Genomic DNA, 14,442 nt, shown 5'->3' on the forward strand with positions numbered 1-14,442 from the left:
AAATCAAAGTTGACGATAAAAAGGTCAAAACTACTTCTTGCGCGATCGCAAACACAGTTTGTATAGATATTTACAGTGTTATGTACCTTAAAACCATCCTTTGGATAGAAGAAATAATGTGGTTTACTATTACTACAAGTAAGTACAGCAAAATATGGCTGAGGAAAGAGGGGGTGAAAGTGGGTGATGAGCATTTATTGGAGCTACTTAAAAACCTTGTGGGTAGCAATAGGTCTTGTATATATCTCTCTGTCTGGTACAAATCGAGGTTTGGCTCAAATTATCCCCGATTCCACACTACCCAATAATTCTCGTGTAACAACAGTTGATAGTACCAGCATTATTGAAGGTGGAACGACAGCAGGAAGTAACTTGTTTCATAGTTTTGAAGCCTTTTCTGTACCAACTGGCAGTACAGCATACTTTAATAATGCTCTGGATATTCAGAATATTATCAGCCGCATAACAGGTGGATCGATTTCAAACATTGATGGCTTAATCCGCGCTAATGGGAATGCTAATCTGTTTCTACTCAATTCCAACGGAATTATTTTTGGTTCCAATGCTTCGCTGAATATTGGAGGTTCCTTCATTGCTACAACAGCTCCCCTCTTAAAATTTGCTGATGGTAATTTCTTTAGTACAAACCCCAGCCAATCTTCTCCATTACTGACGATTAGCGTTCCTATCGGTTTACAATTTGGTAGCAATCAATCCAGTATTACGAACAATGCTAGTAACTTAACTGTGAAATCGGGTCAAAATTTGACTTTGATTGGCAGCAGTGTGACTCATAATGGAAAAATATTTGCTCCTGGGGGACAAGTAACGGTAGCCGCTGCATCAAATGCCCAGGCTTCTTTGGGGAAAGCAGGAGAAATTCTCAGCTTGGAATACCAACAAACAGGTACTGGCGGAAACACAAATAACACTGCCATCATTACGGGTAAAATTGATGCTTCCAATACTGAGAGTGGGCAAATTGGCGGCAAAGTGCAAATTTTGGGTGCGAGAGTGGGGCTGTTTGACAACTCGAACCTTGATGCATCTGGGGATGCAGGTGGGGGTCGGGTGCTGGTGGGAGGTGACTATTTAGGGTTGGGAACTGTGCCTCAAGCCAGTGCGGCATATATCAGCCCGCAAGCCTCTATAACAGCGGATGCTTTAACTACAGGTAATGGCGGTCAAATTACCATTTGGGGCAAGGAATCTTCTCGTGTTTATGGAAGCCTCAGTGCTAAGGGGGGACAACTTGCAGGTAATGGCGGTTTAATTGAAACATCAGGCAATTATTTTCTTGATGTTGCGGGAATTCGCGTTGATGCTAGTGCTTCCAATGGTTTAGGAGGCACTTGGTTGCTAGATCCCCGCGATGTGACTCTTAACTACTCCGGTGCAACCACCAACGGCTCATTGAGTGATGGAGATCCTAGAGTTTTCACACCCAATGGTGATAGTGCCGTTGTGTTTATCCCAGATATTGAAGCGCAACTCAATGCCGGAACAAATGTTACCATCACCACAGGCAACACGGGAACTCAATCTGGAAATATTACGGCAGAGGGTTTTGGCATTGCCAAGACAACTCCGGGTACGGCGACTTTAACTTTGCAAGCAGCTAACGATATTCTTTTGAAAGGCTTTGGGATTGCATCGAATAATGGTCGTCTTAACTTAGTGCTGCAAGCAGATAGTGATGCTTCTGGTGTTGGAAATGTTAGCCTCAGTGGTGGTTCAATTGAGACAGGTGGAGGAGCTTTCACTGCAACAGCAGGGGGTTCTGTCTCAATTGAAAACCTTGCAATTAGCAGCAATAATACCAGTGCGATCGCTCCAGAACCCATAACCATGAGTGCTAGCGACATTAGCTTAAAAAATCTTAGCATTACGTCAAACCAAGACCGCTTGAATGTGTCATTGCGTGCAAATAGCAACACTTCTAGTAGTGGGAATGTGAACCTGACCAATGGCAAAATTGACACTCAAGGGGGAGGGTTCACCTTAACAGCCACAGGTTCTGTCTCATTGGAAAATTATGCCATTAACAACAACAATGTCAGTGCGATCGCAGCAGAACCTATCGCGATCGCAGCATCTTCTATATCAACAAACAATTCTGGTATCAACAGCGAGACTTCTGGGAATGGCGATGCAGCATTAATTTCCATCAATGCTAACTCATTAACCTTAAACGGAGGAGGCATTAACAGCAACTCCTTTGGAAATGGCAATGGTACAGGTATTAACATTAACGTCAATTCTCTTTTAGTCAATGAGGGTGCTATCTCCAGTAATGCCTTTGCAAGAGGTAATGCTGGAGAAGTCAAAATAAATGCCGATTCAATTGAGTTAGAAAAAGGAAATATCAGCAGCAGAACTTATAGTGATGGCAACGCTGGTGCGGTCACAATGAGCGCGAAATCAGTTTTATCGTTAGATAGAGCTGGAATCCTAACAAGTGCTCAAGGTGATATCAACAGTAAAGGGAATGCAGGCGCAATTACTATCACAACTGACAAACTCTTTATCAGAAATAGTGGTTTTAATAGCGGTACAGTAACAGGTGGTAATGGGGGAGACATTACTATCAAAACAGGCTCATTCCGTATGGAAAATAGTGGAATGGGTAATGATACGGGAATCGATAGAAATAATAGTGGGAATGCCATAAATAACAGAGGAAATGCCGGACGCATTCAGATTTCTGCTGATGATATTACTCTGGAAAACAGTTCCATTACCAGCGATACAGGTGGTGAGGGAAAAGCAGGGGAAATGACATTTAAGGTTAGTAATTCTCTGGCGTTGAGAAATAACAGTAACATCACAACGAATACATTATCAAACAATACAGGTAACGCCGGAAGTATTGATATCACAACCCAATCCTTGGTGCTGGAAAATGACATTCCTTTTTTTAGAAACGATATCAGTACGGGTTTGGGTAGCTTGACTCGTGGCAAGGGTAATGCCGGACAAGTCACTATCAATGCTGATTCTGTAGCAATAAGAAACCAGTCCGGAATGGGCATTAATACAGAAGGAGAAGGAAATGCAGGTCAACTTAACTTAACTGCTAATTCTTTAGAAATGATAGATTCAGGAATTGGCAATGATAGCAAAGGATCTGGTAATGCTGGAGAAATTAACATTAATATTTCCGGCAGAGCATTTTTGCAGAGGAGCGGTATTAACACGGGAACCTCTAGCAGCGGACAAGCAGGACGAATTAATATCAAAGCTGGCTCTTTAACATTAAACAATGGCAGCAACATCAATAGCAGGACAACGGGGGACGGTAATGCGGGAGTCATTACTATTGAAACAGGCTCATTTGTTATGGAAAGAAGTTCCATAGTTAGTGATACTGGCGTGCTTAGAGGAGAAACTCTGCAGTCTATCAACAACACGGGGAATGCCGGACGCATTAATATCACCGCAGATACTGTTTCTTTTATCAATAATTCCCTTGTTAGTAGCGAAACTGGTGGTAGAGGGATATCTGGAGAAATTACGCTAAAAGCCAACTCCCTTTTACTCAGAAATGAAACCAGTATCAGCACCAGTACAGTGCAAAATTCCTCGGGGAATGCCGGACAAATTAATATCACGGCTCAATCTGTTGTGTTTGATAATAATATCCCTGGTGCAATCAGTGGTTTGGGAAGTGTTACCAGAGGCACGGGAGATGCAGGAACCATTATTCTCAACGTGGATTCCATTGTTTTAAGAAATGCAGGAGGAATTGGTTTAAACACGGAAGCTCAAGGGAATGCTGGAAAATTATTTTTGACTGCCAACTCTTTGGTGATGGAAAATGCGGGAATTGGTAGCGAGGCTTTGGGCAGTGGCAATGCGGGCGAAATTAATATTGATGCGAACAATGCTTCGTTAAACAATAGTATTATTATAACTGCTACATCCGGCAGTGGTAAAGGTGGAGAAATAGCGTTGTCTGCCAATTCAGTTGTGTTGGAAAATAACAGCCAACTCAGCAGTGAAACCAGAGGAATTGGTGTAGGTGGTAATATTAATCTGCAAATAGAAGAAGCTTTGACGGTGCGCGATCGCTCTACCATTTCTGTCTCTTCAACTCCTAGCAACACCAACAGTACAGAATTAGGTGGAGCAGGTAGTATAAATGTGGAGGCTAGTTCTATTTCTTTAGACAACCGAGGTGCTATTAAAGGTGAAGCAAGATCTGTCAATGGTGGCAATATAGACCTAAGGCTGCGGAAATTATTACTGATGCGTCGGAACAGTCAAATTTCCGCCAGTGCGGGTACTGCGCTTACGGGCGGCAATGGTGGCAACATAACTATTAATATTCCCAATGGCTTTATAGTTGCTCTGCCTTTTGAAAATAGCGATATCACTGCTAACGCTTTTACAGGTAATGGAGGGACAGTCAATATTAGAGCTTCTAGCATCTTTGGGCTTGCACCTGTTAGTCGTAATGAACTTTCAAGACTATTGAAAACGACAAATCCAGCTCTATTAGATCCTGGAAGATTGCTGACAAGTGATATCACTGCAATTTCCCAAACAAACCCTTCCTTAAATGGTGTTGTGGCTGTCAATACACCGGATGTCGATCCTTATGGGGAATTGGTACCATTGCCTGCAAATTTAGTTGATGCTTCACAACTTATTGCCACAGGTTGCACCCCAGGTGGACGACAAACAACGAGTTCATTTGTTGCGACAGGGCGTGGAGGAATATCACCCAGTCCTGCAGAACCCCTCACGGGTGATGCGGTAGTTGCAAATTGGATAAGCCTTTCTGGAGACAATGCCAGAGGAGTGGGCACAGAAGAGAAAGATTTGGTAGAAGTTGCTCCCTTGTCCACCTTTCCCCCCACTCTCCCTCCTCAAATTGTGGAAGCACAAAGTTGGAGAGTGGATGCAAAGGGTGACATTACATTAGTTGCTGCTGAACCTAGTGTCACGGCTCATAGTTATTTATTTAACCCCGCATCTTGCGCTGTTCGACACCAAGATTTTTGAGCGCCTAAAAATACCAATAGTAGCAATATAGAAATGGCAGGGCTCAAAGCAACCAGCAAGCCCCCCCTAAATGCCAACCAATAACAAATCGCATCTCTGGTTTTGTGTATCAGGTCGATTGTTTCCTGTTTACCCAGAACAAGTTATTTGCTGTTGTGACAGTCAAAATCTCCCATAGTTGGCATCGCCGTGCCAGAAAAGGACAATGGAACGGTGACCCCCTTTAGAGAATGCTTGTAGAGTATCAATTCTGACTTAACTAAGGCGAATAGAATTGGGAACTATACAAGCAAAACCCGCAAGAAAATGGTTAAAATCTACAAGTTCGTGCAGGTAAACTTCATTTATGTAGTAGCGAATGATATTCACCAAAAACTTTAAAAAATCTTCTGAAAATTTTCCTTCAAAATATTAATTATCCAGTATTTTATTAATCATTATTTGTGCTTAAAAGTTTTGAAGACCCTGAAATTCAGGATGTAAATTAAGTTTTAAAGACGAAACTTTGAAAAAGAAGTAAATAATTTTAAAAATTAGTAAATGCAATAAATGTATGTTAGTCTTGCTATAGGAATCAAAAAAGTAAAGACACAAAAAACTAACAAAAAATTGAGACAAGCTCAATAAAGTTCTTTTGTTCTGGTAGACCTACTTTATGAGATCCATCTGTTTGTAGCGAACAGATAAAGCCAGAAAAATGAGAATAGTGGTTTTCTTGACAACTTAGTAGATTGCAACTTTGGTTGGTTGTATGGTTTGGGGAAAAACTCTGCGTCCCCTTGAATTCGTACTGTAACCACTCTTAAAGTTTGAGCAACTTATGGGATGCTGTCACAACAATCAGCAATGTTTGAGTTAGGTCTTAAAACACAATAATTGTAGGAAAACATTAACCATGACTGACGAAACAATTAGACATCCTTTATCCTTCATCCTTCATCCTTCATCCTTTATCTGATAAGCAACTGCAACCCATTCATCGAAGGATTCGCGATCGACAGCTTCAAATCCAGCTTCTGTAAAGGTTGTAGTAATGATGTCTTCATAATCGGTGTCAAAACCTGATGCAATGAGAAGACCCGAGTGTACACCATCTCGACGCAAAGCCTGCCGAAAATCAGGGGCAAGGGTAATATGCATACGTCCTAGGATATTCGCAGCGATGAGGTCAAAGGTTTCTGTATCTTTGATAGTTGGCACGTTGTCAATCGTGCCTATGCCCATCCAATGCCCTAAGTCACTGCCACGCCCCAGACTCCCTCTCATAACTGTTACCTGTGGCTCCACCCCATTAAGATTTACAGCATCCTGGGTTGACTGTACGGCAATACTGTCATTATCTACTGCTAAGACTTGTGCCCCAAGCTTCGCCATTGCAACACTTAAAATTCCCGAACCAGAACCGAGATCTAGAACGTTCATGCTGGGGGCTACATGGCGTTCAAGTAACCGCAGGCTAAGAATAGTTGTTGGATGTAGTCCACTGCCAAAGGCAAGACTGGACTTGAGCCTTAAGACAATTTCATCTACTGCCTTAGATTCATAGGGTATATCGGGATTCAGGATAACGAAGCGTTGCCCAATACGGTTTGCAACAGGGTTCAGCCCTCCTAGTTGAGGTTTGTTCTCTACTACAGTTTCCTCAATAGGGGTGCATAGCCCAGCACGTTGTAAGGATAAGAGGGAATTAGCAATTTCTTCTATACGTTCATATGCATTAGTATCGTGAGCTACATATAGATGAATAGTAAATGCCCATTGGGGTTGTGATACATCGCTTCGGTCTGAAGAACTGATATCTACATCTGTATAATTTGTGACATAAATGTCGTCTATATAACGAGTTGCTGTTAGCAATGTACAAACCCAGTCAACAGCCTCGTTTTTTGTATGGAAGGTCAGTTTTATCCATAGCATATTTTTTACATTTGCTAATTATTCAGTCATTGGTAACTGTACAGCAAATGGCGATCGCTGCTGTTAAAACTTGCTTAAGAAGTATACTTACGTATAACTGCCTCAAGTTTGGCAGTAATTTTGTCAATTCTCTGCTTTATTTTTTCAGGGTCTACACTCTTCCAGATATCTGTACTCATAGATGTTTTTTGGTCTCCACTGCTGTTAGACACGATACACCTGAGAATGATTTGAGTATTGTGATGCTTTGCTTATGATTTTTACAAAATTTAATAAACTCGTGTTCTTTCTTTCGGTATATTTTATACCTTATGCCTTGTTGAAAAACTAACACTTGTGGCAAAAACAGCGCATAATGTCTTAGAAACCAGCTTGCAAATCACCCAAAATGCTGCAGGATAAACAAATCGCTGTCGAATTCCGCAATGTCACCCTCAGCCATAACAAGCGATCTCTTGTATCAGACCTTAATCTTACCATTAATTGGGGAGAAGCACTGATATTGCTAGGGCGCAGTGGCAGTGGCAAAACAACCACCATCAAATTAATTAATCGTCTTTTAACACCTACACAAGGAGAGGTGTTATTCGATGGCATTTCTACAGAACGATGGGATGAAATTAAACTCCGAAGAAAAATTGGTTATGTTATTCAAGAAACTGGCTTGTTTCCCCATTTTACTGTCGAACGCAATATAGGTTTAGTTCCCACTTTAGAAGGCTGGAAGCCAAAACAAATAAAAACAAGAGTCTATGAATTATTGCATTTAGTTGGATTAGAACCCGAGCAATTTGCTCAAAGATACCCACACCAACTTTCTGGCGGACAAAAGCAACGAGTTGGAGTCGCAAGGGCGCTAGCAGCAGACCCACCAGTGTTATTGATGGATGAACCCTTTGGTGCGTTAGATCCCATTACGCGGTTAGAATTACAACAAGAATTTAAGCGTTTGCAGAAAGAATTAGGAAAAACAGTTGTGTTTGTGACTCACGATATCCAAGAAGCATTTGTTTTAGCATCGAGAATTGGGTTAATGCATGGGGGAAAATTGGTTGTCTTGGGTACACCTCAAGAATTTTTGCAATCTAAACACTCGGAAGCTCTTGCATTTTTGCAGACTTTAAAGTATCCCTCAGTATAAATAATCAGACAGTTTGGGCGAGCGGTCAAATTTTATATGAATTTCAGCGACTTTTTTTTGATAAAATATGCAACAGAGATTCTAGAAAGCACTCTGCAACACTTGGTATTAGTAGGAATTTCTATTGGCATTGCTACCCTTGTGGGTATTCCACTTGGAATATTAATTACCCGATACAAAAATTTCCGCAAACCAGTTCTTGGCATCGCAAATATTTTACAAACCATTCCTAGTCTAGCGTTGTTTGGGTTGCTCATCCCTGTACCTGTAATTGGTGGAATAGGACAAAACCCTGCTATTGTTGCCTTAAGTTTTTATTCCCTATTACCCATAATCCGTAACACCTACACTGGTATTACTAATATCGACCCAGCTATAATCGAGGCGGGGCGAGGAATGGGGATGAAGGATAGAGAACTGTTATTACAAGTAGAAATTCCCCTAGCATTAAGTGTGATTTTAGCAGGAGTGCGCGTGGCAACAGTGATAGCCATTGGAATTGCAACAATTGCCGCAGCCATTGGTGCTGGTGGGTTGGGAGAGTTAATTTTTCGTGGAATTGCAGTGGTCAATAATCAGTTAATTCTAGCTGGTGCTATTCCTGCTGCAATTATTGCTTTATTGGCTGATTCTGCTATTGGTTGGTTGGAAAAAAAATTAACAATTACAAGTATGAAGGATAAATTATGAAGGATGAAGTATGAAGGATAAAGTATAAAGTAAAGCTTATCAATAGATTTAGGTGGATTATACCCATATATCGACCTATTTCTTATCCTTTTATTCTTTTTTAGTCATAAGCGATAAATGAAAAGATTTTTTGCATTTCTCCTTGTCACTTTTGTTTTGGTAATGAGCATTGCTAGTTGTAATCACAACAGTAGTGGCGGTAATGGAGCCGATATTGTGGTGGCTTCCAAAGGTTTTACCGAACAAGATATTTTAAGCGAACTTTTAGCACAGCAAATCGAAGCAAAAACTAATTTAAAAGTTGAGCGTCGTCGCTTTACCAGTACTTTTGTCACTCATCAAGCAATTACTGCTGGCAAAATAGATGCTTATGTTGAATATACAGGTGTGGCTTTTACTGCTATTTTGAAACAAAAATCTATTAGCGATCCAAAAATTCTTTTTCAACGACTAAAACAAGCTTATGGTCAACAGTTCAATTTGGAAGTGATGGAATCCTTGGGATTTGAAAACACTTTTGCGATGGCTATACGCGGTGAAGATGCCAAACGTTACAATATTCACACGCTCTCTGAAGCCGCTCAATATACACCTCAATGGCGCGGTGGTTTTGGTTATGAATTTATGGAACGGGAAGATGGTTTTCCTGGATTGGCTAAAACCTATGGTTTACGCTTTGCCCAATCTCCTCGCATTATGGATTTGGGATTGATATATCGATCGCTAGTGCAAAAGCAAGTGGATATGGTGAATGGCAATTCTACTGATGGCCAAATTTCTCGCTTGGGTTTGGCAGTACTCAAGGATGATAAGCTGTATTTTCCACCTTATGAAGCAACTCCCATAGTGCGGAAGGAAACACTGCAAAAGCATCCGGAGTTAAGGAAAGCGATCGCTCAACTTGTCGGACAAATCTCAGCTGATGAAATGCGTCGATTAAATGACCTAGTTGAGGGCGAGTTACGCGATATTAAAGAGGTTGTGATTGAGTTTCGTAGAATCAAAGGTTTACTTTAAACTGGTGAGCCAATCCCAAACTTTGCTATTCCCTTCCCACCTGAAGATTACCTAAAGACGTAGGTAGGGCACTCACTGCCCACCAACAATTGACCAAACCCATCACAAACCCTGCTAGTACCTTCACAACAAGCAAATTCCCACAACTCTACCCTTAGCTCATTGCCTTCTTTCAAGTAGTAGTAGGGTGGGCACTGCCCACCAACAATTGACCAAACCCATTACAAACCCTGCTAGTACCTTCACAGCAAGCAAATTCCAGCAAATCTAGCCTTAGCTCATTGCATTCTTTCGAGCGGCGTATCTATGGAGCAGAATCAAGATAAACTTCCTACTTTACTTTTTATAATACTCCTTACACTAAGCCTCACAACAGGAGTATTATAAAAAACAGTGCACATATGTCAGCCAAGCCTCATTGATGGATGGGGCTTTTCCTATTGAGGAAACAATATGTTGTGCTACATCATTATGTTAACGCTTGTCATTTTTTTATGTCAAGAAGTCATTTAAAAAAATCATGACACTGGCAAAGAAGAGTTTAATTTTATACAAAAATGCACCTGATGATTTTTCGTTGATTTAACAGACCCTAGAAGCGATCGCTAGGTCAAAACTTATAACCAAGGATGAAAAATTGTCTTTTTTTGTTCCTCTTTCCCAGTGAAATCCGACTTCTTATCAAGCTGGTGCAAAAGCCCCCGATGGAATGGGTACAATTTGAGGGCTTGTTAAGCAGGTGCCCTGTCTGTACCAAATCCCCTCAACCTCAAAAGCCTCGAATTCCGTTGTGAGGATTGCCCATGTTTGCTCGTTTAGTCCGCCAGAGTAAGTCCAAGTAAAGCGACTCTCGTTTTGTAGCCGTCGTTCGAGTTCTGCCAAATCTTCAGGTAGCCAAAATCGGTTCATGACCCTTTGAGTGGCAATCTCGGGTGGAGTCTGTAAGAGGTTCGACATTGCTTGGTTAATAATAATTTGCTTGTGGTTATCTTGTCTGACAATACTCACTGGGCGCTCATTTTCAGCTGCTGCAATCATTCGGCGTAACAAAGTCACTGGTAAGTGCAACTGACTGCAAAAGACTGCACCTCCTCGTAAGAGGTTCTCGGCAGTTTCTGCAGATAGAGATGGTTCTTGAAATCCCATCCAGTCAAAAAACTCAATTGGTTGCTTGCAACGTCTCCACCTGATTCTTACCTTCCCCTTCATTTTTGCTGCGGTTTCGGTCAAAACATAACCGTAGTTTTGGGCAAGATTGAGGGCATCTTGCTTTGTAGGGGCAAAGATAGAGACTCCGTCATGGGACAGTTTATAGTTCCAGCCTGGTTGATTGAGAACTCTAAGAACACACGCACTCATGTTTTATACCTTTGGAATTGTGATGTTAGCAATTAAAAGGTTTTAGCCAAGTCATGGGTAGCTCAATGCTGTTGCCATGAATTATCCCAGTTCTGTCGTAGTAACAATTGAGCTATATTTAGTAGATTGGTACAAATAAAGTTAACTGGTGAAGATCGTCATTAGTCATCAGTCATTTGTCTCAATGCAAGGACTCATGATTAATGATGAATGACGATCTTCATAGTTATATTTAATTTTGCCCACCTACTTACAGCATTTTTCAGGTAAATGAAGTACATAGGTAGGGGCGCGGCCGCCTTGCGCCCTTACAACAACCTGTACCCCATTTAATTGCAGTCCGCTGTATGAGTTCAATCCATAAGATTGCTATACCCTTTTACAAACTATTATTGTTAAGTAGATTGGCGGAATTCAACCTATATAATGTTAAAAATTGTTAATAGTGAAAAAACTCGTAATTGTGTTGCATCAAAGACAGTTTAACTACTGCGATCGCGCCTAAATATTACTTATTAATGAACCACCAAGACTCCGGTTTGGCTAAGTTGTGCTTGCAGTGAATCATAGGTTTTCGTTTTAAATAATATCTATGTATTTCATATAATAATTAGATTGATGTAGGGTGTGTCATGCCTGACATATCTGGAGTTTGTGAGGCATAGCCCACCCTACACCATTTTTCAAGCTGGAGCAAAAGCCCCAGGCGGAATGGGTACAGGCTGAGGGCTTGTTAAGCAGGTGCTCTGTCTGTACCAAATCCCCTCAACCTCAAAAGCCTCGAATTCTGTTGTCAAAATTGCCCAAGTTCGCTCGTTTAGTCCACCACAGTAAGTCCAAGTGAATCGGCTTTCGCTGCGTAATCGTTGTTGCAGTTCTGCCAAATCTTCAGGTAGCCAAAATCGGGTCATCACTCTTTGAGTGGCAATCCCAGGAAAGGATTGTAACATATGAGACATGGCTCTGTTAACAATAATTTGCTTGTGGTTATCTTGCCTGACGATACTCACTGGACGCTCATTTTCAGCTGCTGCCATCATTCGATGCAACAACGCTATGGGTAAGCGTACCTGGCTGCAAAAGACTCCACCCCCTAATAAAGTACGCTTGACAGTGTTTCCGGAGGGAGGCGGTTCTTGAAATGCCATCCATCCGTAAAACTCTATTGGTTGCTTGCAACGTCTCCACCCTATTCGCACCTTACCCTTCATTTTTGCTGCGGTTGCAGTCAAAACATAACCGTAGTTTTGAGCAAGGTGGGTAGCGTCTTGCTTTGTCGGGGCAAGAATAGAGACTCCTTCGGGGGACAGTTTATAGTTCCAGCCTGGTTGATTGAGGATTCTCAGAACACTCGTGCTCATCTGTTACACCTTCAAAATCGTCATGCAGACAATTAAAAGTTTGTTGCCAAATCATTTTTCGTTCTTCCTCAGGAATACCCAAAGTAGACGTGATAATGGCGAAATCCCCTGGGGTCGGCAGTACTTCCCCTCTGGCAAGCGCTTGTAAGTTTTTGATCCCAAAGCGCTTCAGTTTTGTCATGTTGGCTCGAACTAAATCGGCAATAGTCAGCGGAGGGCTTGCTCGTTCGGGATTTGAGAAGTTGGAAGTTGTTCGTTTAGCTAGCCATTCACAGAGCATCTCTTCTAGAGCATCGCTTTGGGATACCCCTTCACGAGCGCAGATGCTTTTGAATTCCCGCGCTAACTCTACCGAAACATAGCCGCTGACTTGCTTGTAATCAGCAGAACGCCTTTTGTCAGTCATTTCTATTGGTCATTCTGTAGACTGTTGATATCATGCTTGTCTTTATTTTCCCGCATCAAACTCGAATTATTAGAATGGCAGTCAAATTATTAAAATTTATTTTTTGTCAGTTTTACATGAAATCTTGACAAAAAAAAATGACAAGCAGTATCATTTGATATTATAGGTTTAGTTGGTCATTAAAAAGTTTGAGTAAGTTAAACGAAGAAAAGTAGATGACCCGATGATAGAGTTGTTCTTAGTAAAAGGCAATGCACCTCAATGCCTAGCTTCTGGAGTCGAGTGCTAGATTTTGAGGGTCATACTTAAGCCCTTAGTCATTTATTATAAGGCTAAACTTAATCAACTAACGTCTTGCACCAGTTTGAGAAACCAAGTAACTGAGATGACGATCGCCTCCAAGGAATTGCTCTACGACTGTATGATAGCTCCACAAATGATTTTCAAACTGGTAGTGAGTTTCAACTAGAGCGACTACTCCACATTGTTGGGTTATTGAACGTGGGTAAATCCACACTGCTGGAAGTGCTCATTTACCATGTTGCCAAACAGGGGTATCGCTGTGCATTGATTGTAAATGATGTTGTCAGCGCCGTGCGCCTCGCCTCTCTATTTCGGGAAGGGTTGGGAATTCCTGCAGCTCCTGTGTTGGGAAGCGATCGCTTCCAACAATTGGAGAAAGTCTACAAATCAATTTTGGTTACCAAAAAAGGTGAGGAGATTGAAAAAGCAGCCATCCATCCTGCATGGCGCTGGTTTAGTCCCGTCTGTGCAATACTCGCTTTGGTACAATCCGAGGAGAAATGGGAATTTGGTAACGAACCTTGTCATAATCTTTACCAAAAATCTAATATTCCCCAGCAAAGCGAAGATGAAGATTTAGAAGATTGATTCTCCTGGGAAGAGAAGTAATATTGGTGGTGTATTTCGCTGGCAAAATGTATGTGACAGTGCTGAAAATTCACTCTATTTAAGTTTACGAAAACTATTGAATACGGAGCAGAATTTATTACGCAAGTCACAATCTCGGCTTGATAATGGTGACAGACCAGCAGGCAACCCCAAACTCTTAGAAATCGCTATTGTGCATCACCCTGGAATTGAACGCGATAAACTGGCTGGGTTTGTTCATAGCCTTAGAAATCGGTGGCCCTATTTTGCAGATGATGTTTCTCTGCCATTTCCTTTTCCCTTTGCTAGTCTAGCCAAAGAGTATGCGGTAAGTACTAAGGATGCGGTTGAATCAGCAGATTTTGAGGAACTAGAAGACGCAGAGGAATTTCCTGAATAACAGGTCGTCATCCGTTATTCTACTCACTATTTCCAATCCAAAATTGAAAATCCAAAATGGTATGGAATCTACTGTAGCTCCTTATGAGCCACGACAACCGTATCCTAGATATTGCCGATCGCATTGTTCGCATGGAGGATGGTAAGATACAACGATGGCTATAATTTAGCCTTTACATACGTTACTCATCCATCGCTAATGAGTTTGCAACCGTTAGCGTTGAACAAAAATAATATGGCACACCATATTTTGA

At 41.5% G+C, this 14,442-nt stretch carries 11 protein-coding genes and 1 pseudogene; 7 read left to right on the forward strand and 5 right to left on the reverse strand.

Going from position 1 to position 14,442, the window contains the following annotated elements; genetic code table 11:
- The first annotated feature begins 186 nt into the window (after positions 1 to 186).
- The gene (locus ACYRY3_RS23510) at positions 187 to 5,007 is read left to right on the forward strand and encodes a two-partner secretion domain-containing protein (protein ID WP_460204055.1); all 4,821 of its coding nucleotides are present in this window, start codon (positions 187 to 189) and stop codon (positions 5,005 to 5,007) included.
- A gap of 936 nt (positions 5,008 to 5,943) precedes the next feature.
- Here the strand turns inward: ACYRY3_RS23510 and ACYRY3_RS23515 are convergent.
- Positions 5,944 to 6,924 carry a 50S ribosomal protein L11 methyltransferase gene (locus tag ACYRY3_RS23515; protein WP_460204056.1) on the reverse strand — a complete coding sequence of 327 codons (981 nt, stop codon included), beginning with the start codon at positions 6,922 to 6,924 and terminating at the stop codon, positions 5,944 to 5,946.
- A 388-nt stretch (positions 6,925 to 7,312) separates the two neighbouring features.
- Here ACYRY3_RS23515 and ACYRY3_RS23520 point away from each other — a divergent pair, with 388 nt between their 5' ends.
- The 3 genes from ACYRY3_RS23520 to ACYRY3_RS23530 all read left to right on the forward strand — a co-directional run bounded on the left by ACYRY3_RS23520 (position 7,313) and on the right by ACYRY3_RS23530 (position 9,772).
- Positions 7,313 to 8,065 (forward strand): ATP-binding cassette domain-containing protein, encoded by a 753-nt coding sequence (locus tag ACYRY3_RS23520; RefSeq protein ID WP_460204057.1) that lies wholly within the window; start codon positions 7,313 to 7,315, stop codon positions 8,063 to 8,065.
- A gap of 36 nt (positions 8,066 to 8,101) precedes the next feature.
- Complete coding sequence (locus tag ACYRY3_RS23525; protein WP_460204058.1) at positions 8,102 to 8,755, forward strand: ABC transporter permease; 654 nt, start codon at positions 8,102 to 8,104, stop codon at positions 8,753 to 8,755.
- Positions 8,756 to 8,872: 117 nt separating this feature from the next.
- The gene (locus ACYRY3_RS23530) at positions 8,873 to 9,772 is read left to right on the forward strand and encodes a glycine betaine ABC transporter substrate-binding protein (RefSeq protein ID WP_460204059.1); all 900 of its coding nucleotides are present in this window, start codon (positions 8,873 to 8,875) and stop codon (positions 9,770 to 9,772) included.
- Positions 9,773 to 10,453: 681 nt separating this feature from the next.
- Here the strand turns inward: ACYRY3_RS23530 and ACYRY3_RS23535 are convergent.
- The 4 genes from ACYRY3_RS23535 to ACYRY3_RS23550 form a co-directional block, all read right to left on the reverse strand.
- Positions 10,454 to 11,131 carry a PAS domain-containing protein gene (locus ACYRY3_RS23535; RefSeq protein ID WP_460204060.1) on the reverse strand — a complete coding sequence of 226 codons (678 nt, stop codon included), beginning with the start codon at positions 11,129 to 11,131 and terminating at the stop codon, positions 10,454 to 10,456.
- Positions 11,132 to 11,814: 683 nt separating this feature from the next.
- Positions 11,815 to 12,492, reverse strand: a complete 678-nt coding sequence (locus tag ACYRY3_RS23540) for a hypothetical protein (protein ID WP_460204061.1) — start codon at positions 12,490 to 12,492, stop codon at positions 11,815 to 11,817.
- Entirely contained in the window at positions 12,443 to 12,898 is a 456-nt protein-coding gene (locus ACYRY3_RS23545; protein WP_460204062.1) for a ribbon-helix-helix domain-containing protein, read from the reverse strand. Before ACYRY3_RS23545 ends, ACYRY3_RS23540 begins: the two co-directional genes overlap by 50 nt.
- A gap of 346 nt (positions 12,899 to 13,244) precedes the next feature.
- Entirely contained in the window at positions 13,245 to 13,415 is a 171-nt protein-coding gene (locus tag ACYRY3_RS23550) for a hypothetical protein (protein ID WP_460204063.1), read from the reverse strand.
- Here ACYRY3_RS23550 and ACYRY3_RS23555 point away from each other — a divergent pair.
- From ACYRY3_RS23555 to ACYRY3_RS23565, 3 genes and pseudogenes are all read left to right on the forward strand, one after another.
- Positions 13,400 to 13,789 (forward strand): hypothetical protein, encoded by a 390-nt coding sequence (locus ACYRY3_RS23555; RefSeq protein WP_460204064.1) that lies wholly within the window; start codon positions 13,400 to 13,402, stop codon positions 13,787 to 13,789. The two genes, ACYRY3_RS23550 and ACYRY3_RS23555, sit on opposite strands and share 16 nt — an antisense overlap.
- A 22-nt stretch (positions 13,790 to 13,811) precedes the next feature.
- On the forward strand, positions 13,812 to 14,189 hold the full coding sequence (locus tag ACYRY3_RS23560; RefSeq protein WP_460204094.1) for an RNaseH domain-containing protein: 378 nt from the start codon (positions 13,812 to 13,814) through the stop codon (positions 14,187 to 14,189).
- 77 nt (positions 14,190 to 14,266) lie between these two features.
- A pseudogene (locus ACYRY3_RS23565) lies at positions 14,267 to 14,353 on the forward strand (ABC transporter ATP-binding protein); the annotation flags it as partial.
- Positions 14,354 to 14,442: the final 89 nt, after the last annotated feature.

It is taken from the genome of Scytonema sp. NUACC21 (assembly GCF_054684315.1).

Bases quoted from the DNA above. Each gene is read 5' to 3' on its own strand.
- ACYRY3_RS23525 (WP_460204058.1), top strand. From the start codon at position 8,102: ATGAATTTCAGCGACTTTTTTTTGATAAAATATGCAACAGAGATTCTA.
- ACYRY3_RS23535 (WP_460204060.1), bottom strand. From the start codon at position 11,131: ATGAGTGCGTGTGTTCTTAGAGTTCTCAATCAACCAGGCTGGAACTAT.
- ACYRY3_RS23530 (WP_460204059.1), top strand. From the start codon at position 8,873: ATGAAAAGATTTTTTGCATTTCTCCTTGTCACTTTTGTTTTGGTAATG.
- ACYRY3_RS23540 (WP_460204061.1), bottom strand. From the start codon at position 12,492: ATGAGCACGAGTGTTCTGAGAATCCTCAATCAACCAGGCTGGAACTAT.
- ACYRY3_RS23515 (WP_460204056.1), bottom strand. From the start codon at position 6,924: ATGCTATGGATAAAACTGACCTTCCATACAAAAAACGAGGCTGTTGAC.
- ACYRY3_RS23510 (WP_460204055.1), top strand. From the start codon at position 187: ATGAGCATTTATTGGAGCTACTTAAAAACCTTGTGGGTAGCAATAGGT.
- ACYRY3_RS23545 (WP_460204062.1), bottom strand. From the start codon at position 12,898: ATGACTGACAAAAGGCGTTCTGCTGATTACAAGCAAGTCAGCGGCTAT.
- ACYRY3_RS23520 (WP_460204057.1), top strand. From the start codon at position 7,313: ATGCTGCAGGATAAACAAATCGCTGTCGAATTCCGCAATGTCACCCTC.